This is a genomic window from Kitasatospora sp. MAA19 (assembly GCF_029894125.1).
Taxonomy (GTDB): domain Bacteria; phylum Actinomycetota; class Actinomycetes; order Streptomycetales; family Streptomycetaceae; genus Kitasatospora.
Genome location: NZ_JARXYZ010000002.1, coordinates 224,406 through 249,231 on the forward strand (window position 1 = coordinate 224,406; position 24,826 = coordinate 249,231).

At 72.0% G+C, this 24,826-nt stretch carries 27 protein-coding genes; 16 read left to right on the forward strand and 11 right to left on the reverse strand.

Annotated elements, in window-relative coordinates; genetic code table 11:
- Nucleotides 1-82: 82 nt before the first annotated feature.
- Both P3T27_RS04010 and P3T27_RS04015 read right to left on the reverse strand, forming a co-directional pair.
- Nucleotides 83-370: a hypothetical protein gene (locus tag P3T27_RS04010; protein ID WP_280674314.1), complete on the reverse strand. Its 288-nt coding sequence runs from the start codon at nt 368-370 to the stop codon at nt 83-85.
- Nucleotides 367-816 carry an ATP-binding protein gene (locus P3T27_RS04015; protein ID WP_280674315.1) on the reverse strand — a complete coding sequence of 150 codons (450 nt, stop codon included), beginning with the start codon at nt 814-816 and terminating at the stop codon, nt 367-369. The genes P3T27_RS04010 and P3T27_RS04015 overlap by 4 nt, the downstream gene beginning before the upstream one ends.
- A 251-nt stretch (nt 817-1,067) precedes the next feature.
- Here P3T27_RS04015 and P3T27_RS04020 point away from each other — a divergent pair, with 251 nt between their 5' ends.
- The 11 genes from P3T27_RS04020 (at nt 1,068) to P3T27_RS04070 (ending at nt 9,492) form a co-directional block, all read left to right on the forward strand.
- Nucleotides 1,068-1,979 carry a helix-turn-helix transcriptional regulator gene (locus P3T27_RS04020; protein WP_280674316.1) on the forward strand — a complete coding sequence of 304 codons (912 nt, stop codon included), beginning with the start codon at nt 1,068-1,070 and terminating at the stop codon, nt 1,977-1,979.
- 29 nt (nt 1,980-2,008) lie between these two features.
- The gene (locus P3T27_RS04025) at nt 2,009-2,194 is read left to right on the forward strand and encodes a DUF397 domain-containing protein (protein ID WP_348534051.1); all 186 of its coding nucleotides are present in this window, start codon (nt 2,009-2,011) and stop codon (nt 2,192-2,194) included.
- Nucleotides 2,195-2,362: 168 nt separating this feature from the next.
- Nucleotides 2,363-2,674 carry a hypothetical protein gene (locus P3T27_RS04030; protein WP_280674794.1) on the forward strand — a complete coding sequence of 104 codons (312 nt, stop codon included), beginning with the start codon at nt 2,363-2,365 and terminating at the stop codon, nt 2,672-2,674.
- On the forward strand, nt 2,598-3,122 hold the full coding sequence (locus tag P3T27_RS04035) for a DUF6879 family protein (RefSeq protein WP_280674318.1): 525 nt from the start codon (nt 2,598-2,600) through the stop codon (nt 3,120-3,122). Before P3T27_RS04030 ends, P3T27_RS04035 begins: the two co-directional genes overlap by 77 nt.
- A gap of 28 nt (nt 3,123-3,150) precedes the next feature.
- Complete coding sequence (locus tag P3T27_RS04040; RefSeq protein WP_280674319.1) at nt 3,151-3,999, forward strand: helix-turn-helix transcriptional regulator; 849 nt, start codon at nt 3,151-3,153, stop codon at nt 3,997-3,999.
- 113 nt (nt 4,000-4,112) lie between these two features.
- The gene (gene tgmA / locus P3T27_RS04045; protein WP_280674320.1) at nt 4,113-4,328 is read left to right on the forward strand and encodes a putative ATP-grasp-modified RiPP; all 216 of its coding nucleotides are present in this window, start codon (nt 4,113-4,115) and stop codon (nt 4,326-4,328) included.
- Between the two features lie 10 nt (nt 4,329-4,338).
- On the forward strand, nt 4,339-5,097 hold the full coding sequence (locus tag P3T27_RS04050; RefSeq protein ID WP_280674321.1) for an MvdC/MvdD family ATP grasp protein: 759 nt from the start codon (nt 4,339-4,341) through the stop codon (nt 5,095-5,097).
- Complete coding sequence (locus tag P3T27_RS04055; RefSeq protein WP_280674322.1) at nt 5,090-6,286, forward strand: methyltransferase; 1,197 nt, start codon at nt 5,090-5,092, stop codon at nt 6,284-6,286. The genes P3T27_RS04050 and P3T27_RS04055 overlap by 8 nt, the downstream gene beginning before the upstream one ends.
- A 399-nt stretch (nt 6,287-6,685) precedes the next feature.
- Nucleotides 6,686-7,393 (forward strand): class I SAM-dependent methyltransferase, encoded by a 708-nt coding sequence (locus P3T27_RS04060; RefSeq protein WP_280674323.1) that lies wholly within the window; start codon nt 6,686-6,688, stop codon nt 7,391-7,393.
- Nucleotides 7,394-7,550: 157 nt separating this feature from the next.
- Nucleotides 7,551-8,810, forward strand: a complete 1,260-nt coding sequence (locus P3T27_RS04065; protein ID WP_280674324.1) for an alpha/beta hydrolase-fold protein — start codon at nt 7,551-7,553, stop codon at nt 8,808-8,810.
- Nucleotides 8,811-9,249: 439 nt separating this feature from the next.
- Nucleotides 9,250-9,492 (forward strand): hypothetical protein, encoded by a 243-nt coding sequence (locus tag P3T27_RS04070; RefSeq protein ID WP_280674325.1) that lies wholly within the window; start codon nt 9,250-9,252, stop codon nt 9,490-9,492.
- A 177-nt stretch (nt 9,493-9,669) separates the two neighbouring features.
- Here the strand turns inward: P3T27_RS04070 and P3T27_RS04075 are convergent, their stop codons facing one another.
- Nucleotides 9,670-10,275, reverse strand: a complete 606-nt coding sequence (locus P3T27_RS04075; protein ID WP_280674326.1) for a hypothetical protein — start codon at nt 10,273-10,275, stop codon at nt 9,670-9,672.
- Nucleotides 10,276-10,384: 109 nt separating this feature from the next.
- Nucleotides 10,385-11,266 (reverse strand): LysR family transcriptional regulator, encoded by an 882-nt coding sequence (locus P3T27_RS04080; protein WP_280674796.1) that lies wholly within the window; start codon nt 11,264-11,266, stop codon nt 10,385-10,387.
- A gap of 79 nt (nt 11,267-11,345) precedes the next feature.
- Here P3T27_RS04080 and P3T27_RS04085 point away from each other — a divergent pair, with 79 nt between their 5' ends.
- Entirely contained in the window at nt 11,346-12,086 is a 741-nt protein-coding gene (locus P3T27_RS04085; RefSeq protein WP_280674327.1) for a hypothetical protein, read from the forward strand.
- A 51-nt stretch (nt 12,087-12,137) separates the two neighbouring features.
- On the opposite strand, the gene P3T27_RS04090 is transcribed toward P3T27_RS04085, so the two are convergent.
- On the reverse strand, nt 12,138-12,677 hold the full coding sequence (locus P3T27_RS04090) for a GNAT family N-acetyltransferase (RefSeq protein WP_280674328.1): 540 nt from the start codon (nt 12,675-12,677) through the stop codon (nt 12,138-12,140).
- Nucleotides 12,678-12,778: 101 nt separating this feature from the next.
- Here P3T27_RS04090 and P3T27_RS04095 point away from each other — a divergent pair, with 101 nt between their 5' ends.
- Nucleotides 12,779-14,170 carry a histidine kinase gene (locus P3T27_RS04095; RefSeq protein ID WP_280674329.1) on the forward strand — a complete coding sequence of 464 codons (1,392 nt, stop codon included), beginning with the start codon at nt 12,779-12,781 and terminating at the stop codon, nt 14,168-14,170.
- Between the two features lie 73 nt (nt 14,171-14,243).
- Here P3T27_RS04095 and coaE read toward each other — a convergent pair whose 3' ends face one another.
- Both coaE and P3T27_RS04105 read right to left on the reverse strand, forming a co-directional pair.
- Nucleotides 14,244-14,843 (reverse strand): dephospho-CoA kinase, encoded by a 600-nt coding sequence (gene coaE, locus P3T27_RS04100; RefSeq protein ID WP_280674330.1) that lies wholly within the window; start codon nt 14,841-14,843, stop codon nt 14,244-14,246.
- 68 nt (nt 14,844-14,911) lie between these two features.
- A complete protein-coding gene (locus P3T27_RS04105; protein WP_280674331.1) occupies nt 14,912-15,553 on the reverse strand; it encodes an MBL fold metallo-hydrolase in 642 nt (213 codons plus the stop codon).
- Between the two features lie 75 nt (nt 15,554-15,628).
- Here P3T27_RS04105 and P3T27_RS04110 point away from each other — a divergent pair, with 75 nt between their 5' ends.
- Nucleotides 15,629-16,054: a MarR family transcriptional regulator gene (locus tag P3T27_RS04110; protein WP_280674332.1), complete on the forward strand. Its 426-nt coding sequence runs from the start codon at nt 15,629-15,631 to the stop codon at nt 16,052-16,054.
- A gap of 58 nt (nt 16,055-16,112) precedes the next feature.
- Here the strand turns inward: P3T27_RS04110 and P3T27_RS04115 are convergent, their stop codons facing one another.
- Both P3T27_RS04115 and rpsA read right to left on the reverse strand, forming a co-directional pair.
- The gene (locus tag P3T27_RS04115; protein ID WP_280674333.1) at nt 16,113-18,329 is read right to left on the reverse strand and encodes an MMPL family transporter; all 2,217 of its coding nucleotides are present in this window, start codon (nt 18,327-18,329) and stop codon (nt 16,113-16,115) included.
- A 205-nt stretch (nt 18,330-18,534) separates the two neighbouring features.
- Nucleotides 18,535-20,025 carry a 30S ribosomal protein S1 gene (rpsA, locus tag P3T27_RS04120; protein ID WP_153460312.1) on the reverse strand — a complete coding sequence of 497 codons (1,491 nt, stop codon included), beginning with the start codon at nt 20,023-20,025 and terminating at the stop codon, nt 18,535-18,537.
- A 412-nt stretch (nt 20,026-20,437) separates the two neighbouring features.
- On the opposite strand from rpsA, the gene P3T27_RS04125 reads away from it, so the two are divergent.
- Entirely contained in the window at nt 20,438-21,292 is an 855-nt protein-coding gene (locus P3T27_RS04125) for a class I SAM-dependent methyltransferase (RefSeq protein WP_280674334.1), read from the forward strand.
- A gap of 5 nt (nt 21,293-21,297) precedes the next feature.
- Nucleotides 21,298-23,811 carry an ATP-dependent helicase HrpB gene (hrpB, locus tag P3T27_RS04130; protein ID WP_280674335.1) on the forward strand — a complete coding sequence of 838 codons (2,514 nt, stop codon included), beginning with the start codon at nt 21,298-21,300 and terminating at the stop codon, nt 23,809-23,811.
- 129 nt (nt 23,812-23,940) lie between these two features.
- Here hrpB and P3T27_RS04135 read toward each other — a convergent pair whose 3' ends face one another.
- Nucleotides 23,941-24,375 carry an NUDIX domain-containing protein gene (locus P3T27_RS04135; protein WP_280674336.1) on the reverse strand — a complete coding sequence of 145 codons (435 nt, stop codon included), beginning with the start codon at nt 24,373-24,375 and terminating at the stop codon, nt 23,941-23,943.
- The gene (locus tag P3T27_RS04140; RefSeq protein ID WP_280674337.1) at nt 24,372-24,800 is read right to left on the reverse strand and encodes a hypothetical protein; all 429 of its coding nucleotides are present in this window, start codon (nt 24,798-24,800) and stop codon (nt 24,372-24,374) included. The genes P3T27_RS04135 and P3T27_RS04140 overlap by 4 nt, the downstream gene beginning before the upstream one ends.
- Between the last annotated feature and the right edge of the window lie 26 nt (nt 24,801-24,826).

Sequence of the window (24,826 nt, forward strand, 5' to 3'; positions counted from 1 at the left end):
AGCCCAACGCTCCACCGCGCGCCCGGGCTGCCCGGGCAGCCCGCTCAACGCGAGGCGCCGGGCCGCCAATCGGCGAGCCGGCTCACCATTCATCCACAGGGGTCGTCCAGCGGAGGCGCAGATGGTGGAGGGAGCCGGGGAGGACGACGGGGAGGTCGAGCGGGCCCGCACCGGTGAGGCACTCGGCGACGAAGCGGTCGGCGGACGGGCCGGTGAGGTAGCGCTCGAACCAGAGCCACTGGGGGCGACTCATGGGCTGGAACTGGAGGGAGCGCCAGAGCGCGTCGAGGGCCTTGGGGAGGAGGGTGTAGATCGTCGGCGGCATCAGACCACCGGTGACCTCGGCGGTGACCAGGCGGTCCTCGTTCACGCCACACGCTCCACGGGGGTGAACGAGGAGGCGGCGCAGCCGATCTCCGACCACACGATCTTGCCGATGGGCAGGCGCGGGCAGCAACCCCAGCGCTCGGAGAGGAGATTGACGAGGAGAAGGCCCCGCCCGGACTCGTCGTCGGCGGACGTCGAACGGAGGAGCGGCGCGCGGTCACGGCGCGCATCGTGCACCTCGATGCGCAGCCGGGACGGGCTGAGGGAGAGGGAGAGCCACAGCCGGTTGCCGATCGGAGTGCCGTGCGCCACGGCGTTGGCGACGAGCTCGGACACCACCAACAGGCCGGAGTCGGCGAAGAGTTCGCCGGAGGGGGTGGAGTCGAGGAGCCGCGAGAGCACCCGTCGGGCCTTCGCCGGCGACCGTCGGCTGCGCAGCAGCCAACAGCTGGACACGAACTCGGGAGGGCTGACAGACGGTTCGAGCATGGCGGCGCCACCTTCGAGAGGGATGGAGAAGATCCAGACTGAGCTGCCAACTCGGCGGGCTTCCGCGACCAGCGCAGCGCCCAGCACGAGACACCGGAATGCGCGCCCACCGACCTACACGGACCTTCACAGTCAGCTAGCGCTCCGTTACTCACAGCATGGTGCACATCACATCGACAACGCAAGGCACGTCGAGGAAATATGAAAACTTTCATCCTGGAGGGCAAGGTGCCGCCCCTAGACTCACGCGAGTGGTGGCGAACCATCACACAGGGCATGCACACTGGATACCGAAGAGGCCTGAAGGGGTTACGTCTATGGCAGTTGCAGTGCCAGCAGTGCGCTACCGCCGCATTGCAGCCGAGCTCAGAAGGCTCCGCGAGCTCAAGAACCTGTCGGCAGAGGAAGTGGCCTCCCAAGTCGACGGCGTCAACCTCGTGAAGCTGTCTCGCTACGAGAACGCCCGGGTCCAGCTCAAGCCGGATGTCGTTCAGAAGCTCCTCGACTTCTACGAGTGCGATCCAGAGCTCAAGGAAGTCCTCGTCGAGATCCTTCGCGACCGGCATCGGCCCGGTTGGGTAGCCGGCCTCGAACAGCTGAACCCGCTCTACCACGACCTGATCCGCTTGGAAGAGACGGCCATTGGCAACAAGTCATACGAGTCGGCCTACATCCCCGGGCTACTACAGACGCGCCGCTATGCACACGCCATCATCTCCAGCGGCGTCTTCACGACGCCGAGTGTTGAGGCTCGCGTCGATGTGCGAATCAATCGCCAGTCAGTGCTCACTCGCGGGGAGAACCCGCTGAAACTCTGGGCCGTCGTCCACGAGTCCGCCCTGACCATGAAGGCGGCAGAGGGCGTGATGGCCGATCAGCTCGACAAATTGATCCAGTGGAGTGGCCTCCCGAACATCAGCATCCAGGTCATGCCGGCATTCGCCGCACCTCACCCCGGCATGAACGGACCGTTCACCCTCCTGGAGTTTCGGCAACGAGATCTCGACCTCGTACTGCTCAGCGACATGCTCGCCAGCAACTGGGTGGAGAAGCCGGAGCACGTGGATGTCTACCGAACAGCCTTCGACGAGATCATGGCGACAGCCCTTGGCCTCGACGAATCCCTCAACGTCATCCGAGAGAAGAGAGACCAGCTCAAGTGACCCACTACCCCGTCGCATCTGCACTGCCTGTGAACTGGTCGAAGGCTACCGCTAGCAACCCGAACGAGAACTGCGTTGAGTGCGGGCAGTTGGAGAACCGAATGGCGGTCCGCGACAGCAAGGACCCCCACGGCCCGGCCCTCGGCTTCAGCCCCGAGGCCTGGCAGTCCTTCGTCGTCGGTGTCCAGGCAGGCGAGTTCCCGGCAGCTCCCTAACCTCCGCTGCCCTGGGCGGCCCCGTGCCGAGCACGGGGCCGCCCGCCCACCCACCATGGCCTCCGCACGCCCCCTCCCGCGCCACCGCGCGCCCTTGCCCCTCCGCCGCGTCAACGGAACGGTGTGAGCCGCAACTACCCCGCAACGGGCTGGACGCAGGAGATCACGATGGGGCTGAATTTCGCTGGGATCGACCCTGACACCAAGTCGGGGGGCTCGCCGACGGTGTGGATCGAGGACGAGGCGCACGAGATCGTCATCCAGGGATGGAAGGCGAACGCGGTGCTCGAAGCCCGGATCTGCGGGACCGAGTGGGTCCCCGGCCACGAGCGGGGCATCCCTGACCACGAAGCCGTCATCCGCATCCCCATGCGGATGATCCCGATCCTGCGAGAGGCATGCGATGACGCAGAACGTGCCGGACTTTTCCGCCCTGTTAAAGGGAGCGCAGCGGACGGCCGTCCATCTGGAGATGCGTGACGTCTACGGCGTCGCCGACGAAGCCGAGGAGTTCGCGGAGTTCAAGCGCTCCGGCGATGTCGATCTGGACCCGGACTCCGAAGGCTGGGCCGGTTGGGTGCCGCTCGTTCGGGAGACCATCGGCCGTGGCGTCGTGATGCGCCGGGCGAGGATCGTCTCCGAGCCGGTGACCGACTACATCCGATGGGAGCACGCGCTGACCCCGGTGAACGTCGCGGCCGGCGAGCAGGTGCGCTGGCTGCCCCGGCGACTCGCCTCCGACGTCCCGTTGCCAGGCAACGACCTTTGGTTGATCGACGACCGCCTGGTCCTCTTCCACTGGTTCACCGGTGACGGTGACTGGGCCGGCTACGAGTACACCGAGGACCCGGCCGTGGTGAAGATGGTGTCCAACGCGTTCGAGACGGTGTGGGAACGCGCCCTGCCCCACGACCAGTACCCCGTCTGATCCCTCGGAACCATCCGGCAGGCAGCTCATGCCCACGTCGCCGCTCTCCGCCGCGCAAGCAGCCCGACAGGCGCTCGCTGATCGGCTCCTGCACCTGCGCAAGGACGCGGGACTCACCGGGCGTGAGCTGTCTGCCCGGTGCGGCTGGCACCCGGCGAAGACCACCCGAATTCAGAAAGCCGAATCCACCCCCTCCGACAGCGACATCCGGGCCTGGTGTACCGCCTGTGGAGCGGAGAACCTGATCCCCGAATTGATCGCCGCCTCGCGGTCGGTCGCGTCGATGTACATGGAGTGGAAGCGCCTCCGGCATACCGGACTTCGGCAGCTCCAAGAGAGCTACACCCAGTCCTACTCGGAATCGCGCCTCCTGCGCTTCTACTCCTCCGATGTCGTCCCCGGCATGCTCCAGACCCCCGGCTACGCTGCCGCGATCCTTTCCCGCTTTGCGAGCGAGGCAAGCTCACCAGACGACCTCGAACAGGCTGTCGCCCAGCGAATACAGAGCACCCGTCCGATGTACGAAGGCAATCACCGCATCGCGTGTCTGGTCGAGGAATCCGTTCTGCGTTACCGCATCTCCGAACCGCCCGTGATGGTGAGCCAGCTCACTCATCTCCTCTCGGTCATGTCGCTTTCACGCGTCAGTCTGGGCATCATCCCCTTCACCGCGCAGCGCACCCTGTGGCCGGTGGAGACATTCCATATCCTCGATGACGTCCACGTCGAGGTCGAGTTGGTCAGCGCCCGCGTCCGGATCACCAGCCCTCCTGAAGTCCGCGAGTACATCCAGACGTTCGCCGAACTGCAAGGCTTCGCCGTCTACGGCCGAGAGGCCCGCGCCGCCATCGAGACGACGATTGACGCCTTGGAGTGAATCTCCGCAATTTTCCGCAACTGCCTTTGGGTGAGCAGGTGTTGCTCCATACCGTCGTTGGTGCCGCCCGGCGCGGGCAGCACCAACGAAATCGGGCACGAGAGGAGACCACCGTGACCACCGCCTCCGTGGAACGGCAGCCGTTCGCCATGCGCTACGCCGCGCGCCAGACCAGTGAGCCGGCCGACGCCACCGGCGTCACGTACGACGAGGAGCTGCAGATCGCCGTCACGTCCGACGGCAACCCCTGGGCGCACACCGCCCATGGCGAGACCAGCAGCAACACCAACTCCGACAGCAGGAACGACGAAGGCACCGACTTCTACTAGGAGAACCGAGGTGACGGAGCAGGACGGCGAGGCGGTGCTGGTTCTCACGAGCCGGCTCGACTCGACTGCGGATCTGGTGGTCGAGCACCTGAACGACCGGGGCGTCCCGGTGTTCCGTTGCGACACCGCCGAGTTCCCTACCGAACTCACCCTGACCGCGACGCTGGAGGGGAGGTGGGCCGGTGTGCTCGACAACGGGCACCGCGCGCTCGACCTGTCCTGTGTCCGGTCCGTGTACGTCCGCAGGCCCGAAGAGTTCCGACTGCCTGGCGGCATGTCCGAGGCCGGGCGGCGGTTCGCCGCCGACCTCGGCGCCCCGGTCATCACCAAGAGCCTCGGCGCGCCCGTGGACACGGTCGTCATCGACCCCGCGGACCTGGACGACTCGGTACGCCTGTGCGCCCACCTCTTCCAGGAGTGGATCGACAAGTCGCACGAGGTCCGGCTGACCGTGGTCGGCGACCGCTTCTTTCCCGTCGAGATCCATGCCGGGTCGGAGGCCGCCCGGATCGACTGGCGCACCGACTACAAGAGCCTCACGTACAGGCCGACGACCATCCCCACCCCGGTGCGCGAGCGCGTGGCCACGTTCATGCGCGAATTCGGACTCGTCTTCGGGGCCTTCGACTTCATCGTGACGCCGGACGGGGACTGGCGCTTCCTCGAAGTGAACCCCAACGGCCAGTGGTCGTGGATCGAGCACAGGACCGGCGTGCCCATCTCGCACGCCATCGCGGATCTTCTGGAGAAGGGCACCACAGGTGAGTGACACCCTGGACGGGATCGAGGGAACGGCGCACGGGCTGCGCGTCACACTGGCGGAGGAACTGGAGCGCGACGGTTCACTGCGGACCCCGCAGTGGCGGGACGCGGTGCTGGCAGTGCCCCGCCATGTCTTCCTGCCGACGTTCTACACCGCCGTGGACGGCCCTGACGGCATCACCCGATACACCGCCGTCAGCCGGGACCCCGACGCACGGAAGTGGCTACGGCTGGCCTACGAGAACACGACGTGGGTCACCCAGCTCGACCACGGCACCACCCGGCCGAACAGCGAACCCGTCACCGGGACGCCCACCAGTTCCTCGACGCTACCCGGCGTCGTGGTGCGGATGCTCGAAGACCTCGACGTCCCGGACCGCGTGAGCGTGCTCGAAGTCGGAACCGGCACCGGCTACTCCACCGCGCTGCTGTGCGCACGGCTCGGCGATCAGTACGTGACCAGCGTGGAGCACGACGCCGTCCTGTCCGCCGCAGACGGCAAGCGGCTCGCCTCCATCGGCTACCACCCCCACCTGATCGTCGGCGACGGCGCCAAGGGAAACCCCGACAGCAGCGGACCGTACGGCCGGATCATCGCCACCTACTCGCCCAACCGTGTCCCGGCCGAATGGCTGGCCCAGGCTCTCCCCGGCGGGGTCATCCTGGTGTCGCTGGTCGGCGGCCTCGACGCGTACGGCTACGTGAAACTGCACGTCGGCGACGGCGAAGCGCAGGGCCGGTTCATCAACTCCGACGTCTCGTTCATGCTCTCCCGCGAGACCCGGCGGCCCGTGATCGGCCCCCTCATGCGCGCCGCCATCCAGGCCCGCGACGACGCCGGCGGCCTCGACACGGCCGTCCACCCCCACACCCTGGACAACCCCGCGTTCCTGTGGCACGCCCAACTCACGATGCCCGGCACAACCCGGCTACGCCTTTCGGCCGACAGCGTCGCGGGGCAGTGGTTCCTTCACCCCGACGGATCATGGGCGGTGCTGGAGAGTCGGAACGACGGCACCACGCGCGCCTTCCAGGGCGGCCCACGTGCCCTCTGGTCCGAGCTGGCGGCCGCCACCTCGACGTGGCTGTCCAACGGACGTCCTGGGCTGGACCGTTACGGGCTCACTGTGACCCCGAAGACGAACACGGTCTGGCTGGACGACCCCGGCAACACGGTCGGCGTTCTCGGGGAGTGATCACCGCTGCGGCCCTCAGGCCTCCGTTCGAGGACGCCGCGCGCCTCCCCAGCCCGGTCCCGGCCCGCGATCCTCCGCAACCTCATCGACGACCGCCTGGTCCTCTTCCACTGGTTCACCGGTGACGGCGACTGGGCCGGGTGCGGCTCCATGACGCTCCCCGGCTCGGCTCGGAGCGCTCCGAACCACCGTGGTCGAAACGTTACTTCGGGCCCTTCCCGGCCCACCCCCTCGCCCCGCGGAACCAGCTCTTCCCGGCCTCGGGCGGGGTCGCCGCCGTACGCCGGCCAGGGCCCGAAGCACCCGTCACGGTCACCGTCCCGGAGCCCTCAACATCCCACCCCGCAGCGGGTTTTGCGCCGCTCGAACGCGCCCGTCGAACCACCTACGCTCGGCCGCATGAACCGTACGATCCGCACCACCGAGGACGTTCTCGCCCTCCTCGACGGCCTCTTCCCGCCGGCCGAACCCTTCTGGGACGGCTGCTACGCGAATCGCGCCGCCGACCGCCCGTTCTTCGCGCCCAAGCCGGACGAGAACCTGGTCTCCTACCTCGACCGCGGCCTGTTCTCCCCCGGCCGCGCGCTCGACCTCGGCTGCGGCCCCGGCCGCAACGCGCTCCACCTGGCGTCGCTCGGCTTCGACGTCGACGCCGTCGACCTCTCCCCCGCCGCCATCGCCTGGGCCGAGGAGCGCTCCCACGAGGCCGGAACCGGCGCCAACCTGCGGTTCCACCGGGCGAGCATCTTCGAGGTCGAACTGCCCCACGACCGGTACGACCTGGTCTACGACTCCGGCTGCCTGCACCACCTGCCCCCGCACCGCCGGATCAGCTACCTGGCCCTGCTCGACCGCGTCCTCGCCCCCGGCGGGCACTTCGCCGTCGCCGCCTTCGCCGCCGGTGCGATGGGCTCCGAACGCCCCGACGAGGATCTCTACCGGCTCGGCGGACTGGAGGGCGGGCTCGCCTACTCGCCGGACGAGCTTCGCGCGCTCTTCGCCGACTTCACGCCCCTCGAAGTCCGCCCGATGACCCCCCAACAGTCCGGCTCTCCTCTCTTCGGCGTCCCCTTCCTCCTCACCGCCCTCTTTCAGCGCGCCGGCTGACCCGGAACCGACCCGACGGGCTGCGCAGGACGTCGGACGGGTCGACTTCCCACGCAGCCCACACGAGCGCTCGACGTCCCACCGTTCTCACAGCCTTCTTCCAGCGACCTGCCAGCCTTTCATCCGCTTCTCATCTGCCACCCCTAGCCTCCGCCAGATGAACGTCTCCCTGCTCGGCGGTTGGTTCCCGTGGACCGTCCAGGCCGTGGCCCTCGCCCTGTTCCTGGCCGCCCTGGGCTGGCGGGACCGGACGTGGCGGCTCAAGTGGGGTCCGATCGCCCTCGGGACGGCGCTGCTGCTCATCGCCCTCACCGCCGTCGGCGTGCTCACACTGGCCGGGATCACCGACCCGATCCCGTTCGGGGTGTGGCTGTGGGGCGGGGTGGCGATCGCGGCGTTCAGCGTGCTCGGGTTCGGCTGGCGCGGCGCCCGCTGGTGGCGCCGCGCCCTCGCGCCGCCGGCCGCGCTGCTGGCGCTGTTCTGCGCCGCGAACAGCGTGAACATCGCCACCGGCTACTACCCGACCCTCGACGACGCGATCGGCGAACTGAGCGGGCAGCCGTTGCCGGAGCAGATCACGCTCGCCGAACTCGGCTCCATCCACGGGAAGACCAGGACCGGCCGCATCGTCCAGGTGGACATCCCGGACACCGCCAGCGGCTTCGCCCACCGGCAGGAGCTGGTCTACCTGCCGCCCGCGTGGTTCCGCAGCCAGAACCGGCCGAAGCTGCCGGCGTTGGAGATGATCGGTGGCGAGTTCGCGGCGCCCGACAACTGGATCCGCTCCGGCAACGCCGTCAAGACCGCGGACGACTTCGCCGCCAAGCACAACGGCTTCGCGCCGATCCTCGTCTTCGTCGACGCGACCGGCGGCTTCCGGGTGGACACCGAGTGCGTGGACGGCCCGCACGGCAACTCCGAGAGCCACCTGCTCAAGGACGTCCCGCCGTTCGTCCAGAAGACCTTCAACGCCGCCGCCGACCCGCACAAGTGGGGCGTGGCCGGCTGGTCGATGGGCGGCACCTGCGCCGTCGACCTCACCGTCGAACACCCCAACGTCTTCACCCACTTCGGCGACTTCTCGGGCGACAAGGGCCCCGCCATCGGCGACAAGGACCACACCGTCCAGGAGCTGTACGGCGGCGACGCGGCGGCCTGGACGGCCCACGACCCGCTGACCGTCCTCGCCCACCACCCCAAGTACCAGGGCGTCTCCGGCTACTTCGGGCAGGGCGACGAGGAGCACGGCCAGATCGAGTCCGCCAAGGCCCTCAACGACGCCGCCAAGAAGGACGGCATCCGCACCACCACCGCCACCGGCTCCGGCAAGCACACCTGGCAGACCGGCGCCGCCACCTTCGCCCAGGCCCTCCCCTGGCTCGCCCAGCAACTCGGCGTCCCGGGCACCCGCGCCTGACCTCCGCCCGGGGACGCGTCGGGCAATTCCCGCCGGGGGAAAGCCTTGGCATCGGCGACCCCCGGGACCGCGAGTGCCACCGCCCCGGCGCAGGGCGACAAGGGCCGGCGGCGACACCGGCGGGCCGGCAAACCCCGCCCCGGCAGCGGAAATCCCCGACCGTACGCATCCCGTCGATCGGCGAGCCGCCCGGCCGGCCGGCGGCCGCCACCTCGGCCCGGCCATGGCTTCCGACACACCCGCACACAACTTCCCCACCAACCCAACGGCGAGCGGCAGTGGAAGCGGGCTACCCGTCGGTATCCCGCTTTGCTCCGGGCGGCCGGGTGGCATAAGTTTCGACCGCCGTCGGAGCAACCGGCCCTGACCGCCCCTCGGAGCAGAGGAGCGCGGCGGGCCGGGCAGCCGGACGGCAGGACGTACGGGGGAAGGAACAGCCATGCCGAGTGCCCGCATCGACGGGTCGACCGGGCGGCGGGAGCGGGCGGCCGGTGCCGCGCGCCCGGCCCCGGTCCACGACACCGGACACGTGAGGACTCGTCTGCCGCGCAGCGCCGCAATGACCGCCGCCGCATCAGCAGCAGCAGCAGCAGCAGCGATCGTCCGCCAGGGCGCGCCGAGTGTCTGCGGGCCGGACAGCGGCGTGACGGCGCCGGTCTGCGAGGCCCTGCCGGGCTGCTGACGCGCAGCCCCGAAGACCGCCCCGGCACTGCCGGGGCACACGGCGGTCGGTCCGTCCGGCACAGGGGACCGGACGGACCGACCGCCACACCGCTGAAGGCGTCAAACGCCCGGACGTGGGAGGCCGAGGGCGCAGAGGACCGAGGACTCAGCGGCCGAAGCGTCAGAGACCGAAGCGTCAGAGACCGAGGCTGCTGAGCGCGGTGGTCCAGTCGCTCGCGATGGCGCTGCGGGCGTCGTCGAGGCCGACCCGGCCGTTGCAGACCGCGTTCTTCAGCTTGGTCTCGACGCCGTCCTTGCCGGACGCGGTCTGGGTGCCGTAGCGGGGCTCGGGCCAGAGGTTGCGCGGGTCGCGCGGGGCACCGCCGAGCTCCAGCGGGACGAAGTGGTCCTCCTCGTAGTCGGACAGGTTGGTGTCCGCGTAGCCGTACTGCGCGATCTGCTGCGCCTTGAGCGCGTTGGTGTAGCTGGTCGACGGGCGGACAGTGGAGGTCCAGCCGGAGACGCAGATGGTCTGGCCGATGGTGGCCTGGGTGACGTCCGGGTTGTAGGCGCCCGGCGTGCAGGACGGGTCGGGCAGCGGCAGGTAGGCCTGCGAACAACTCGCCGCGAGCGGGCGGGCCTTGACGGGCGAGGCCTTCGCGGGGGCGGCCTGCGCGGTGCCGGCCGCGAGCCCGGCGGCGGCGAGGGCGGCCGCCGCGGCGACGACGGTGAGACGCTGACGGGGCATCATGTGGGCGATCTCCTGGGCCGGCCCGGCCTCACGCCGGGCGACTGTGCCCATGACAGCACCGCTTGAGCGACCACCGTCAGGCCCAGGACGTGAACGCCTGGTGATCGCGCCTCCACATCAGCGCGCCCGCATCGGCGCGCCCGCCCGGGACGGCCGGACCCTACGCGCCCAGCAGCCGCGCCAGCAGTGCCGCCGGCCCCTCCGGGAGGCTGCCGTGCACCAGTTCGGTGCGGTGCACCAGTCGCGGGGCCGCGATCGGCGCGGACGCGACGCCGGGAGCATCGGCGAGGGCGGATGCCGGGAGCAGGGTGAGCCCGTGCCCGGTGGCGACCAGGGCGAGCAGCCCGTGCACGTCGGTGCCCCGGTAGCGGGTGGCGGGGCGGAAGCCGTCGACGCCGGCCGCGGCGCGCAGCCGGGCCGCGGTGGGGGTGAGGTCGGGGGCGTCGAGCCAGCGGGCGGCGGAGAGGTCGGCGAGGGCGACACCGCTGCGGCCCGCCAGCGGGTGGCCGGCCGGGAGGGCGACGGCGACCGGCTGCTCGTCGACGGCGCGGGTGGCGAGCGGGCCGACGTCGGGCAGCGGCAGCGGGTCGCTGGGGGCGGCGAGGCCGTCGATCAGGGCGAGGTCGACCTCACCGGTGGCGGCCTGGGCGGGCAGCACACCCTGGGCGAGGACCCGGACGACGAGTTCGGCCGCCGGATAGGCCCGGCGCACCTCGCCGAGCGCGCGCCCCAACTCCGGTCCGACCGCCAGTGGGGTGGCGCCGAGCACCAGGCGGGTGCTCGGGGCACCGGCCAGGCGTGCGACGTCGGCGCGCGCCGCCTCCAGCCGGACCAGCAGCGGCGCCGCGTGCTCCAGCAGCCGCCGACCGGCCTCGGTCGGGCCGACCGGGCGGCGGTTGAGCAGACCGGCCCCGAGGTCGGCCTCCAGGGCGGCGATCTGTTGGGAGACCGCGGACTGGGTGTAGCCGAGCTCCCGCGCGGCCTCGGAGAAGGAGCCGAGGCGGGTGACGGTGACGAAGGTGCGCAGGTGCTGCGGATCCACGGTGTCCATCAACTTTTCTGATCGAGGGGTAAGCAATCATCGTTGGCGCTGATCTCGGGTGCGGGGCCAGGATAGCCCCATGACCTACCTGACCCCGCGGGTCGCCCTGGTCGGCGACCGCTCCCCCGCCGTCCGCTCGCACGCCCGCATCCCCGGCCTGCTCGACGCCCTCGCCGAGCGTGACCAGCTCGTCCTGGACGCCTACTGGATCCCCACCGAGGACGCCGGGGCACCCGGCACCCTGGACGGCTTCGACGCGATCTGGCTGCTCCCCGGCAGCCCCTACCGCAGCGAGGCGGGCGCGCTGGCCGCCGTCCGGACCGCCCGCGAGCGCGGCATCCCCTTCCTCGGCACCTGTGCCGGCTTCCAGCACGCGGTGCTGGAGCACGCCCGGAACGTCTGCGGCCTCGACGGGGCCGTCCACGGCGAGGAGCACCCGGAGCGGGACGAGCAGGTGATCGTCCCGCTGGCCTGCTCCCTGGTCGGCCACGAGGGGGCGGTGGAGATCACCCCGGGCACGCTCGCCGAACGCGTCCTCGGCACCACCCGCACCCTGGAGCGCTACCACTGCGCGTACGGCCTGAACGCCGACTACCTGGACCGGCTGCGCGCGCACGGGCTGCGGTTCAGCGGCGTGGACGGGACGGGCGAGGTGCGCGTCCTGGAGCTGCCGGACCACCCGTTCTTCCTCGCCTCGCTGTTCCAGCCGGAACTGTCCGGCGACGGCACCCGGGCGCACGCGATGATCCGCGCACTGGCCGCCGCCGCCGTCACGTACGCAGCCACCCCGGCCGCCCCGGCCCCGGGCGCCACCGTCTGACTCCCCGGCACCGGGCGCCACCGCCTGACTCCCCGGGCCGCCCGGGGCAGGTCACATCGGCAGCGAGCGCAACCGCACCGGCCCCTCCGGCCACCCGGCGCCCTCCGCCAGCGCCGCCCACATGGTGCGCAGCGGCATCACCGCCAACCGCCCCTCGGGCTGCTCCACCGTCACCTCCTCCGCCACCTCGCGGAATCCGAGCCCCCGGTAGAGCGCGGCCAGCGGCGGGCGGCAGAACAGCAGCGCGTAGCGGTGGCCGAGCGTACGGGCGTGGTCGAGGGCGGCCCGGACCACGGCTTGCGCGAGGCCGGCGCCGCGCCGGTCGGGGGCGACGGCGACGCCGCCGACGCCGATCGCCGCCAGGTCGGTGCCGCCGACGGTGAGCGGCAGCGGCAACAGGCCGGCGTGCGCGACGAGTCTGCCGTCGGCAGCCCGGACGCCGAAGTGGATGTCCTTGGGCAGCCAGGTCAGCCCGGTGTAGGCGACACCGTACGGGTCGTCGCCGGGGCCGAGGATCTCGTCCTGGTCGGCGCGGGTGTACTGCGGCAGCCGGACGACGGTCGGCGGCTCGGGAGAGAAACGATCATTCATCCGACCATGATCTCTTCCCGGGAAGGTGATTTCCAGGCTCTTCCCGGCCACTGCGACCCACTGGCCACCACGGGCCGGACGGGGTGTGCGAGCATGCCCCCATGCGCCAGTCCACCCACCAGCGGCCCCGACTCCGGCGTCCCGACGGCCAGTTGGGCCCCAACGGCCCGTCGGATCCCGCCGGCCACCAGGCGAACCCCGCCGGCCACCCGCCGCGCCCCGCCGGCCGGCCGGACGCCACCGACCAGTGGGACTCGGCCCTCGCCGCGATGTCGCTGCCGGGCCCGCCGCTGCGCCTGCCCCGCCCGGTCGTCGCCCTGGGGCCGACGGTCCTGATACTGCTGGTGCTCGTCCCGCTCTCCGCGAACGACCCCGATGTCGGGCCGACCACCTCGGCGCCGCTCAACACGGCCCTGATGGCCGCCGGCGCGCTCGCCCTCGCCGTCCGACGGCGCCACCCGGCGGCGGTCGCCGCCGTCACCCTGCTCAGCGGCCAACTCCCGCTCACCGTCGCCCTCTACGGGCTGGCCGCCCGACGCGGCGCGACCCGGACGCTTGCCGCGCTCGCGGTCCTGGCCGAGGTGCGCCTGCTCGTCCCCATGGACCTCGGGGACGTCAGCAGCCTCTCCGCCCTCGTCAATCTGGCCGAGGACCCCCTGGTCCTCGGCGCCGTCCCGCTCGCCCTCGGCCTCACCGCCCACCAGCGCACCCGCGCCGTCACCGTGCTCGCCGAGCGCAACCGGCTGCTGGAGGTGGCCCGGCGGCACGCCGAGGAACGCGCCGCCGCCGCCGAACGCGCCCGGCTCGCCCGGGAGATGCACGACGTGGTGTCCAACCGGGTCTCGCTGATCACCCTGCACGCGGGGGCCTTGCAGGTCGCGGCAGCCGACGACCCGGCCGCCGTCCGGGAGACCCTCACCCTGATCCGCGCCCTCGGCCTGCAGGCGCTCACCGAACTGCGCGGCCTGCTCGGCGTCCTCACCCCGGCCGCCGACCAGGGCCCCTCACTGCGCGGACTGCCCGCCCTGGTCGAGGAGTCCCGACAGGCCGGACTGGCCGTCGGCCTCACCCTCACCGGACCGGCCGACGGCGGGCCCGCACCCGGGCCCGCCGTCCAGTACGCGACCTACCGGATCGTCCAGGAGGCACTGACCAACGCCCACAAACACGCCCCGGCCGCCGAGGTGGCCGTCACCGTCGAGGTCCAGCCGGACGGGCTGCGCGTCGCCGTCGTCAACTCCCCGGGCGACACCGGAGAGAACCCCACGCTGCCTACCGACCCCGACGAACTGCGCTCCAACCCCGCACTGCGTTCCAGCCCCGAACTGCGTTCCAACCTCGAACTGCGCTCCAACCCCGAACTGCCTTCCGGCGGCCACGGCCTGGACGGCATGCGCACCCGCGCCGACGACCTCGGCGGCACCCTGGACGCCGGCCCCACCCCCGACGGCGGCTTCGCCGTCCGGGCCCGCCTGCCGCTGACCACCGCCTGAACCACTCAGGACGCTGCACCACTCAGGACGCTGCACCGCCCAAGGCACTGACCCGCCCAAGACGCTGAACCGCTCAGGACACCGCGCGCGCGGTCAGCTCCGCCCACACCTCGTCGATCCGGGTCGCCAACACCTCCAACGGCCCGCTGTTGTCGATCACGAGGTCCGCGGCGGCCAGCCGGTCCGCGCGGCTCGCCTGTGCGGCCATCCGGGCCCGGGCCTCCTCCTCGGCCATCCCGCGCAGCCGTACCAGCCGGTCCACCCGCACCTCGTCCGCCGCGTCGACCACCACGACCAGGTCGAACAGCGGCGCGAGCCCGTTCTCCACGAGCAGCGGCACGTCGTGCACCACCACCGCGTCCGGCGCGGCCGCGGCCTCCAGTTCGGCGGAGCGGGCGCGCACCAGCGGATGGACGATCGCGTTCAGCGCCTGGAGCCGGGCCCGGTCGGCGAACACGATCGCGCCGAGGGCCGGGCGGTCCAGCGCGCCGTCCTCCCGCAGCACCTGCGGTCCGAACTCGGCGACCACGGCCGCCAGACCGTCCGTCCCGGGCGCGACCACCTCGCGGGCGATCACGTCGGAATCCACGATCACCGCGCCGTGGGCGGCGAAGAGCCGGGACACCTCGCTCTTGCCCGCGCCGATACCACCCGTCAGTCCGATCTTCAGCATGGCGTCAGGCTACCGGCGCCCGGACGGCCGGGACCAGCGGCCGGCCGCCGGCCGCCCGGGCGGTGCCGTCAGCCCAGCTCCAGGCTCTCCCCCTCGCCCAGGACCCGCAGCTCCGCGCCCGTGCCCGGCCCGTCCGGGCCGACCAGCCGGGTGTGCACGGCGAACCCGGCCGGGCTGAGCACCGCGTCGTGCACCGGCACGGCCTGGCGCGGGCGCGCCTCCCGGACGTAGTCGATCACCTCGGACGCCTTGCTCCACGGCGCGGCGAGCGGCAGCAGCAGGGTGTCCACGGCGTGCGGCGGCACGGTGAACGCGTCGCCGGGGTGGAAGAGCCGGCCGTCGAAGAGGAAGCCGATGTTGTGCACCAGCGGAATGTCCGGGTGGATCACCGCGTGCCACTCGCCGTGCACCGAGACGCCGATCCCGCCGACCTCGAAGGCGTCGCCCTCGCCGACCACGGTGACGCGCCCCGCCACGCCGTCGAGTCGGGAGGCCACCGCGCTGTTGGTCCACACCCGCAGCGCCGGGTCGGCCTCCAGGGCGGCGCGCAGCCGGGACTCCTCGAAGTGGTCCATGTGCTCGTGGGTGATGAGGACGGCGTCGGCCCCGGCCAGCGCGGCGGGGTCGGTGAACATCCCGGGGTCGACGACGACGGTCGTCCCGTCGTGCTCCAGGCGTACGCAGGCGTGTCCGAACTTGGTGATTCGCATGCCGCAAACCGTACAGCAAAACTGCACAGCAGGGCTGCACAGTTTCGCTGTACAAATTCCCGGTAGGCTTGTCCCATGAGCAGCCCCCACCCGGACACCCTGGAACTCGCCGCCGACCTGCGCGCCGCCGTCGGCGAACTCGTCCGCTCGCTGCGCCCGGACGACGCCCTGCCGCAGAACCAGGCCGGGGTCCTCGGCCTGCTGGTCCGAGACGAGCGCTCCTACACCGTCGCCGAACTGGCCAGCCGGCAACGCGTCCGGCACCAGTCGATGGCCCGCACGGTCGCCCTGCTCACCGAGGCCGGCCTGGTCACGCAGCAGCCGCACCCCACCGACGGCCGAAAACTGCTGGTCACCGCCACCGGAGCCGGCCGCGCCGCCCTGCTGGAACAGCGCGCCCGCCGCGAGGCCCGGATCGCCACCGCCATCGAGACCCGCCTCACCCCCGAGGAGCAGGAGCGGCTGCGCGCCGTCGTCGAACTCCTGCACCGCCTGCACTGACCTGCGACCCAGGCGGCCCAGGCGGCCCAGGCAACCCCAACCGCACGGGACGGAGCACCTAGACCGCCGTACCCACCAGATCCTTCGGCTCGCCCGTCCCCGGCCGCGGGGCCGGGATCGCCGTCGGCTCGATGGCCGGCAGTTCGACGTGCTCGCTCAGCCCGAAGCGCCGGTGCAGGCGCCGCAGCGGGGCGGGCGCCCACCAGTTGAACTCGCCGAACAGGCTCATCGCGGCGGGCACCAGCAGGCAGCGCACCAGGGTCGCGTCCACCGCGACGGCGACGGCCAGCGCGATGCCCATCTGCTTGACCATGAGCATGTCCCCGAGGGCGAACCCGGCGAACACGATCACCATCAGCAGCGCCGCCGAGGTGATGATCCGGCCGCTGCGCTGGACGCCCAGCTCCACCGCCCGGGTGCAGCTGTGGCCCTTGTCCCGCAGTTCCTTGATCCGGGCGAGCAGGAACACCTCGTAGTCCATGGACAGCCCGAACGCGAACGCGAAGACCAGCACCGGGATGAAGGTCTCCAGCCCGCCGGTGGGGCTGAAGCCGAGCAGCCCGCTGAAGTACCCGTCCTGGAAGACCAGGGTGAGCGCGCCCAGCGAGGCGCCCAGCGACAGCAGGTTCATCAGCAGCGCCTTGACCGGCATGACCACCGAGCCGGTCATCAGGAACAGCAGCACCAGCGTCCCCGCCGCCACCAGGCCGAGCGCCCAGGGGCCGCGCGACATCAGCTCGTCCTTGAAGTCGACCACCGAGGCCGCGCCGCCGGTGACGTAGGTCTTCAGCCCGCCGCGGTCGGCCCGCAGTTCCTGGACGACCTGCTTGGCCTGGCCACCCTGCGGGTCGCCGTGGACGAGCACGTCGACGGTGGACAGCGAGTCGCCCACCGGGGTCACCGCCCGCACCCCGCTCACCCCGGGCAGCTTGGCGACGACGTCGTCCGCGTACGCCTGGGCGACCCGCGCGCCGCCCTCGACGACGACGGTGATCGGCGCGGCCGCGGCCTGCGGGAAGCGCTGGTCGATGGTGTCGGCGACCTGCCGCCCGGCCGAGGAGGCCGGCAGGACGGCGGCGCCGGAGTTGCGCATGTCGGCGTGCAGGAAGGGCGCGCCGGCGGCCATCAGCAGGGCGACGCAGGCGAGCGCGACCGGCACCGCCCGCTTGCGGACCCGGCGGACGGTCCGGCTGAAGAAACCCTCGTCGGGGACGGGCGCGGCGGGCGCCTTGATCCGGGAGCCGGCGAAGCCGAGCAGCGCGGGGATCAGGGTCAGCGCGGCGGCGACCGCGATCACCACCACGCTCACCCCGGCGGCGGCGACCGCGCCGAGCACCGGGCTGGTGAAGACGAACAGGCCGGAGAGCGCGACGGCGACGGTGAGGCCGGAGAAGGCGACGGTGCGCCCGGCGGTCGCGGCGGTGCGTTCGACGGCGGCGGCGATGCCCGCGCCGTGCCCGCGTTCCTCGCGGAAACGATTCACCATGAGCAGCGCGTAGTCGATCGACAGCCCGAGCCCCAGCACGGTGGCGATCGGCAGCACGCTGGTGTCGATGTCCATGATGCGGCTGAAACCGAACATCGCCAGCAGGGCGCCGCCCACCGAGGCGACCGCGCCGATCACCGGCAGGCTGGCCGCGGCGAGGCCGCCGAAGACCAGCACCATGACGACCAGGGTGAGCGGCAGGGTCACCATCTCGCCGAAGCGGGTGTCCTGTTCGGTCTGTTTCTTGACCTCCTGCTGGAGCACCAGGTCCCCGCCGACGGTGACGTGGGCACCGCCCTGGCCGTTCAGGGCCGCGAGCCGGTGGGTGACCGCGTCGGCCTGGGCGGGGGTGCTGGTGTCGGCCATCCGTACGGTGACCAGGCTCGCGGTGCCGTCGGCGGAGCGCAGTGCGGCGGGCGCCGGGCCACTGCCGTACGCGTCGAGCGCGGAGGAGACGCCGGGGAGGGCGGCGATGTCCGCGGTGGCCCTGGTGACGGCGGCCCGCACGGCCGGGTCGTCGGCCGGCCTGCCGTCCACGACGGCGGTGACGGCGCCCCTGGCCGGGTCGGCCGCGGCGACCACCGCGCTGCCCCGGTCGGCCTCGGCGGTGGCGGAGGAGGCTCCGGCCACCGATCCCTCGAAGACCCGGCCGCCGATCAGCACACCGACGACCAGGACGACGGCCCAGAAACCGAGAACCCAACGGCGGTGGCGGAAACAGAACCGGCCGAGGGCGGCGAGCCGCCCGCGGACCACGGGGTCGGCGGCAGCGGTGGAGGCGTTGCGCATGAAGGAGGCCTTTCGGGCAGCTCCCCTCAATGTAGGTGGAACCCGGTCTTCGACCTATAGACGGGCAATGAGCCTCATCTCACAAATTTCCTTCACATAAACGACAAATAAGTGAAGGCAAAATACGAAATGGGCCCCACCCGGATTTCTCCGGGTGGGGCCCACCGTTCAGCTATGCGCCAGGTACTGGCAGCGGGTCAGAGCTTCAGCTCTGGCCGCCGGCCAGCTTCTCGCGCAGGGCCGCCAGGGCCTCGTCCGAGGCGAGAGCGCCGGAGCCCTCGTCGCTGCTGGACGAGTAGGAGCCACCGGCAGCGGCGGCGACGGCGTCGCCACCCTCGGCAGCGGCCTCGGCGTCGGCCTCACGGCTCTTGATGACCTGGGCCTGGTGCTGCTCGAAGCGGGACTGCGCCTCGGCGTACTGGCGCTCCCACTCCTCACGCTGCTTCTCGAAGCCGGGCAGCCAGTCGTTCGCCTCGGGGTCGAAGCCCTCCGGGTAGATGTAGTTGCCCTGGTCGTCGTAGGAGGCGGCCATGCCGTACAGGGTCGGGTCGAACTCGACCTCGGCCGGGTTGGCACCCAGGGCCTCGTTGGCCTGCTTCAGCGAGAGGCTGATGCGACGACGCTCGAGGTCGATGTCGATGACCTTGACGAAGATCTCGTCGCCGACCTGGACGACCTGCTCCGGGATCTCGACGTGGCGCTCGGCCAGCTCGGAGATGTGGACCAGACCCTCGATGCCCTCGTCCACGCGGACGAACGCACCGAACGGAACCAGCTTGGTGACCTTACCCGGAACGACCTGGCCGATCTGGTGGGTACGGGCGAACTGCTGCCACGGGTCCTCCTGGGTCGCCTTCAGCGACAGGGAGACGCGCTCGCGGTCCATGTCAACGTCGAGAACCTCGACGGTGACCTCCTGGCCGACCTCGACAACCTCGGACGGGTGGTCGATGTGCTTCCAGGACAGCTCGGAGACGTGCACCAGGCCGTCGACGCCACCCAGGTCCACGAAGGCACCGAAGTTGACGATCGAGGAGACGACGCCGGAGCGCACCTGGCCCTTCTGCAGGGTGGTGAGGAAGGTCTGGCGGACCTCGCTCTGGGTCTGCTCCAGCCAGGCACGGCGGGACAGGACCACGTTGTTGCGGTTCTTGTCCAGCTCGATGATCTTGGCCTCGAGCTCCTTGCCCACGTAGGGCTGGAGGTCGCGGACGCGGCGCATCTCGACCAGCGAGGCCGGCAGGAAGCCACGGAGGCCGATGTCGAGGATGAGACCACCCTTGACGACCTCGATGACGGTACCGGTGACGATGCCGTCCTCTTCCTTGATCTTCTCGATCGTGCCCCAGGCACGCTCGTACTGAGCGCGCTTCTTGGACAGGATGAGACGACCCTCCTTGTCCTCCTTCTGGAGAACCAGGGCCTCGATGTTGTCACCGACGGCGACGACCTCGTGCGGGTCAACGTCGTGCTTGATCGAGAGCTCGCGGGACGGGATGACGCCCTCGGTCTTGTAACCGATGTCGAGGAGGACCTCGTCACGGTCGACCTTCACGATGACGCCCTCGACGATGTCGCCATCGTTGAAGTACTTGATGGTCTCGTCGATGGCGGCGAGGAAGGCCTCCGCGTCGCCGATGTCGTTGACCGCGACCTGCGGGGTGGTGCTGAGGGAGGAGTCGGTGGGGCTCGTCATTAGGAAAAGGGCTCCGGTACGGACATGAAGTCGTAGGTAATGCCACGCGGAGGGCCCGTATCGCTCCCACCGAAAGCCGGACAGCCAAGAACACGGCGCACCGGGATTCCCGCACAGCGAGAAATCCGGCGTCCGTCTTGCGACCGTGGGGTCTTCGACAGATGCGAGCGCGACCTGCTCCGTCCGAGGCGCGCAGGCCCGCAGCGCAACTTGTAGCATACGGGGACGGCCAGGCACGGTCAACGCCAAGAGCGGCAAGACGGTGGAGCCCGGTACGGATCAGGCCATATCCTCCGATTGCGCACCTCACGGTGGCGCCCGAAGGGACCCTTCCCCGGATGCCACCGCCAGGATCCGGATCCTTTCGGGCCCGGTCGCGGCAGCGGCGCTTCCGCAGTCCACACCCTACGCGATGGGCATTATCACCGTGGCCACCACCCCCCAGTCCGACCTGCATGATCTTGACGGCGACGGCGACGACGCGGTACGGCGCGAGGCCGGCACCGGGGAGAGCAGCCAGGCCAGCCGGCACTGGTGGGACCGCAACGCCGACGAGTACCAGGACGAGCACGGGGAGTTCCTCGGCGACGACCGCTTCACCTGGTGCCCCGAAGGCCTCGACGAGGCCGACGCCCACCTGCTCGGCGACGTGGCCGGCCGGGACGTGCTGGAGATCGGCGCCGGCGCCGCCCAGTGCTCGCGGTGGCTGGCCGCCCGCGGCGCCCGCCCGGTCGCCCTGGACATCTCCCACCGCCAGCTCCAGCACTCCCGCCGGATCGACCTCGGCCGCGGCACCGCCCCCGTCGCCGTCGTCCAGGCCGACGCCGCCGTCCTGCCCTTCGCCGACGCCTCCTTCGACCTCGCCTGCTCCGCCTACGGCGCCGTCCCGTTCAGCGCCGACACCGCCGCCCTGATGCGCGAGGTCCACCGCGTGCTGCGCCCCGGCGGCCGCTGGGTGTTCTCGGTGACCCACCCGATCCGCTGGGCCTTCCCCGACGAGCCGGGCGTCGAGGGCCTCACCGCCGCCTCCTCCTACTTCGATCGCACCCCCTACGTCGAACAGGACGAGCAGGGCCACGCCACCTACGTCGAACACCACCGCACCCTCGGCGACCGGGTCCGCGAACTCGTCGGCGCCGGCTTCCGCTTGATCGACCTGGTCGAACCCGAGTGGCCGGCCGGGCTGGATCAGGAGTGGGGCGGCTGGTCCCCGCTGCGCGGGCGGCTGATCCCCGGCACCGCGATCTTCGTCGCCGAGCGGGGCTGAGCCGCTTGAACCCCGCGTGGCGCGAACTGCCCGTCCGCACCGCCCTGCCCGCCCTGCACGACGCGCTGGACGGGCCCGGCACCGCCGTCCTCGCCGCCCCGCCCGGCACCGGCAAGACGACCCTGGTGCCGCTCGCCCTCGCCGGGCTGCTCTCCGACGGCCGACCCGTGCGGCGGGTGCTGGTCGCCGAACCCCGCCGGCTCGCCGTACGGGCCGCCGCCCGGCGGATGGCCTGGCTGCTCGGCGAGGCCGTCGGCGGCCGGGTCGGCTACACCGTGCGCGGCGAGCGTCGCGTCGGGCCGGACACGGTGGTCGAGGTGGTCACCACCGGGGTGCTGCTGCAACGGCTGCAGCGGGACCAGGAGCTGCCCGGCGTGGACGTCGTCGTCCTGGACGAGTGCCACGAACGGCACCTGGACGCCGACACCGCGCTCGCCTTCCTGCTCGACGTCCGTGCCGCCCTGCGGCCCGAACTGCGGCTGGTCTGCGCCTCCGCCACCTCCGACACCGAGGCCTGGGCCGAACTCCTCGGCGGCGCCCCGGTGGTGGAGGCGCACGGGGTGTCCCACCCGGTCCGGACGGTGTGGGCTCCGCCGCCGCGCGCCGTCCGGCCCGCCCACGGGACGCGGGTCGACCCGGCGCTGCTCGACCACGTCGCCGCCACCGTCCGGCGGGCGCTCACCGAGCAGGCCGGGGACGTGCTCTGCTTCCTGCCCGGCGTCGGCGAGATCGCCCGCGTCGCCGGGCAGCTCCAGGGTGTGCCCGCCGACGTGCTGCAACTGCACGGCCGCGCCCCGCAGGCCGTCCAGGACGCCGCCCTCACTCCCGCCGCGCAGCGCCGGGTCGTCCTCGCCACCGCCGTCGCCGAGTCCTCGCTCACCGTGCCCGGCGTGCGGATCGTCGTCGACGCCGGGCTCGCCCGCGAACCGCGCACCGACCACGCCCGCGGCCTGGCCGGCCTGGTCACCGTCCGCGCCTCGCTCGCCGCCGCCCGCCAGCGCGCCGGCCGGGCGGGGCGCGAAGCCCCCGGCACCGTCTACCGCTGCTGGCACGAGGCCGAGGACGCCCTCGCCGCCCGCTTCCCCACCCCCGAGATCGCCCTCGCCGACCTCACCACGTTTGCGCTCCAGGCCGCCTGCTGGGGCGACCCGGACGCCACCGGCCTCGCCCTGCCCGACGCTCCGCCTTCGGGGGCGATGGCCGCCGCCCGGCAGACCCTCCAGGCCCTCGGCGCGGTGGACGCGGCCGGCCGGGCGACTCCGCGCGGGGTGCGCCTCGCCCGCACCGGGCTGCATCCCCGGCTGGGTCGCGCCCTCGTCGACGGCGCGGCGGCGGTCGGCGCGCGGCGGGCCGCCGAGGTGGTCGCGCTGCTCTCCGAGGAACCGCCGCGCGCCCTGGGCGACGACCTCGGCGCGGTCTGGCGCACGGTGAAGAACTCCCGGGACCCGTACGCCGGACGCTGGCGCGAAGAGGTCCGCCGCCTCCTACGCGCCACCTCCGACGAACCCGCCACCGCCCTGCCCGACACCACCGCTGTCGGACTCGTCGTCGCCCTCGCGTTTCCCGAGCGGATCGCCCGCGCCCGGGTCGAGCGGCCCGCCCCCGGCGAGCGCAGCCCCTACCTGATGGCCTCCGGGACGGCCGCCGAACTCGCCCCCGGCACCGCCCTGGGCGCCCTGCCCTGGCTCGCCGTCGCGGTCGCCGACCGCCCGGCCGGCTCGCACTCCGCCCGCATCCTGCACGCCGCCGCGCTGGACGAGGACACCGCCCGGCTCGCCGGATCGCCGCTGCTCACCAACCGCGCCGAAGTCCACTGGGACACCCGGCGAGGTGAAGTCGTCTCCCGCCGGGTCGAATCCCTCGGCGCCATCGAACTCGCCGAGAAGCCACTCAGCCGCCCCGACCGGGCCCTGGTCCGCACCGCCCTCCTCGAAGGCCTCGCCCGCGAAGGCGTGAGCACCCTGCTCACCTGGCCCGCCCCTGGCCTGCGCGAACGCCTCGCCTTCCTCCACACCGCCATCGGCGCCCCCTGGCCGGACGTCTCCGACGCCGCCCTGCTGGACCGCGCCGAGGAGTGGCTGGAGCCCGAGCTCTCCCGCGCCCGCCGCCGCACCGACCTCGCCCGGATCGACACCACCGCCGCCCTCCAACGCCTCCTCCCCTGGGCGGGCGGCGAGGCCGGGCGGCTGGACGAACTCGCCCCCGAGCGCATCACCGTCCCCAGCGGCTCGAAGATACGAGTCGACTACAGCACCGAACGCCCGTTCCTGGCCGTCAAGTTGCAGGAGCTCTTCGGCTGGACGGCGGCTCCGGCGCTGGCCGCCGGCCGCGTCCCGCTGACCGTCCACCTGCTTTCCCCCGCCGGCCGCCCCGCCGCCGTCACCGGCGACCTGGCATCCTTCTGGCGCGACGGCTACCGCGCCGTCCGCGCCGATCTCAGGGGCCGCTACCCCCGCCACCCCTGGCCCGAGGACCCGACCACGGCAGAGCCCACCCGCCGCACCAACACCCGGAAGTGAACCCGGGAGGAGGGCCGGCTCACCCGGCCCTCCTCCCAGACCGCCAGACGTGGCCCGGTCACCAACCGGTGACCTCCTGGCCGAGGAGCCACTGGCAGACCTGCCGCAGCATGCTTGAGCGGCTCGCCTTCACCGGGCGATGAGTTCCCGCACCGCGTTGCTCACATCGGGCAGCGCACTGGGGAGGGCCCACTGGTGTGCGTCGTGCTCGGTCAGGACGACCGGCTCGGTCTTCTCCACCGTGACGGAGAAGTTGAACTGCCTGGTGGTGCCGCCGCGACTGTTCTGATAGTCGAAGTGCCCGACGAATCCGGTGACCTGGCCGATGATGAGGCCGGTCTCCTCGGTCGTCTCGCGGTACAGGGCGTCCAGGATGGTCTCGCCGTTCTCCACGGTGCCGGAGGGGATCTCCCACAGGCCGCCCATGTAGTCGTCGGGATTCCGCCGGACGAGCAGGACGCGGCCGTCGTGGTTGATCACGGCGGCGGCGACCAAGCCGGTGATGCCAGCGGCTTGGGCGTCGGCCGCCAGGCCGGCCACGAACTCGGGGGAAGTGACAGTCACTGCAGCTCCTTGTGGTGGTCGCTGATCTTGATGGCCGCGCGGACGTACTGCTCGGCCAGTTCGAGATCCTGCTCACGATGCCAGACCGGGAGCCTGATCGTGTGGGCGTGGACGTGCTCGGCGACGGGGAAGTCCCCAGCCTGGTACCGGCGGTGGGAGTGCGGGTGGCCCGGGAAGAGCGAGGCTGGGTGCTGGTACAGCGGGAGCTGGTTCATGGGGCAGGTGGAGCCGGGCCGGTCGAACTCGGTGGCGCCCTCGGCGATCAGGGCCTGGTGGAACCGCTCGATCGGCAGTCCGCCCAGCTCGCCGGGCCTGTAGGTGGCCGTCAACCCGTACCAGGACGGGATCATCCCGTCGGGCATGGTGATGACCTCCAGGCCGGGGACCTGAGCCAGCTGGCCGGTGAGGTAGCGGGCGATCTCCACCCACGGAAGTGACAGAGTCTCTGGCG

What these genes read in the sequence shown, in the direction of transcription:
- P3T27_RS04015 (WP_280674315.1), bottom strand. Translation starts at nt 816, where the DNA reads ATGCTCGAACCGTCTGTCAGCCCTCCCGAGTTCGTGTCCAGCTGTTGG.
- P3T27_RS04030 (WP_280674794.1), top strand. Translation starts at nt 2,363, where the DNA reads ATGGGGCTGAATTTCGCTGGGATCGACCCTGACACCAAGTCGGGGGGC.
- P3T27_RS04035 (WP_280674318.1), top strand. Translation starts at nt 2,598, where the DNA reads ATGACGCAGAACGTGCCGGACTTTTCCGCCCTGTTAAAGGGAGCGCAG.
- P3T27_RS04040 (WP_280674319.1), top strand. Translation starts at nt 3,151, where the DNA reads ATGCCCACGTCGCCGCTCTCCGCCGCGCAAGCAGCCCGACAGGCGCTC.
- P3T27_RS04060 (WP_280674323.1), top strand. Translation starts at nt 6,686, where the DNA reads ATGAACCGTACGATCCGCACCACCGAGGACGTTCTCGCCCTCCTCGAC.
- P3T27_RS04065 (WP_280674324.1), top strand. Translation starts at nt 7,551, where the DNA reads ATGAACGTCTCCCTGCTCGGCGGTTGGTTCCCGTGGACCGTCCAGGCC.
- P3T27_RS04070 (WP_280674325.1), top strand. Translation starts at nt 9,250, where the DNA reads ATGCCGAGTGCCCGCATCGACGGGTCGACCGGGCGGCGGGAGCGGGCG.
- P3T27_RS04075 (WP_280674326.1), bottom strand. Translation starts at nt 10,275, where the DNA reads ATGGGCACAGTCGCCCGGCGTGAGGCCGGGCCGGCCCAGGAGATCGCC.
- P3T27_RS04085 (WP_280674327.1), top strand. Translation starts at nt 11,346, where the DNA reads ATGACCTACCTGACCCCGCGGGTCGCCCTGGTCGGCGACCGCTCCCCC.
- P3T27_RS04090 (WP_280674328.1), bottom strand. Translation starts at nt 12,677, where the DNA reads ATGAATGATCGTTTCTCTCCCGAGCCGCCGACCGTCGTCCGGCTGCCG.
- P3T27_RS04095 (WP_280674329.1), top strand. Translation starts at nt 12,779, where the DNA reads ATGCGCCAGTCCACCCACCAGCGGCCCCGACTCCGGCGTCCCGACGGC.
- coaE (WP_280674330.1), bottom strand. Translation starts at nt 14,843, where the DNA reads ATGCTGAAGATCGGACTGACGGGTGGTATCGGCGCGGGCAAGAGCGAG.
- P3T27_RS04105 (WP_280674331.1), bottom strand. Translation starts at nt 15,553, where the DNA reads ATGCGAATCACCAAGTTCGGACACGCCTGCGTACGCCTGGAGCACGAC.
- P3T27_RS04110 (WP_280674332.1), top strand. Translation starts at nt 15,629, where the DNA reads ATGAGCAGCCCCCACCCGGACACCCTGGAACTCGCCGCCGACCTGCGC.
- P3T27_RS04115 (WP_280674333.1), bottom strand. Translation starts at nt 18,329, where the DNA reads ATGCGCAACGCCTCCACCGCTGCCGCCGACCCCGTGGTCCGCGGGCGG.
- rpsA (WP_153460312.1), bottom strand. Translation starts at nt 20,025, where the DNA reads ATGACGAGCCCCACCGACTCCTCCCTCAGCACCACCCCGCAGGTCGCG.
- P3T27_RS04125 (WP_280674334.1), top strand. Translation starts at nt 20,438, where the DNA reads ATGGGCATTATCACCGTGGCCACCACCCCCCAGTCCGACCTGCATGAT.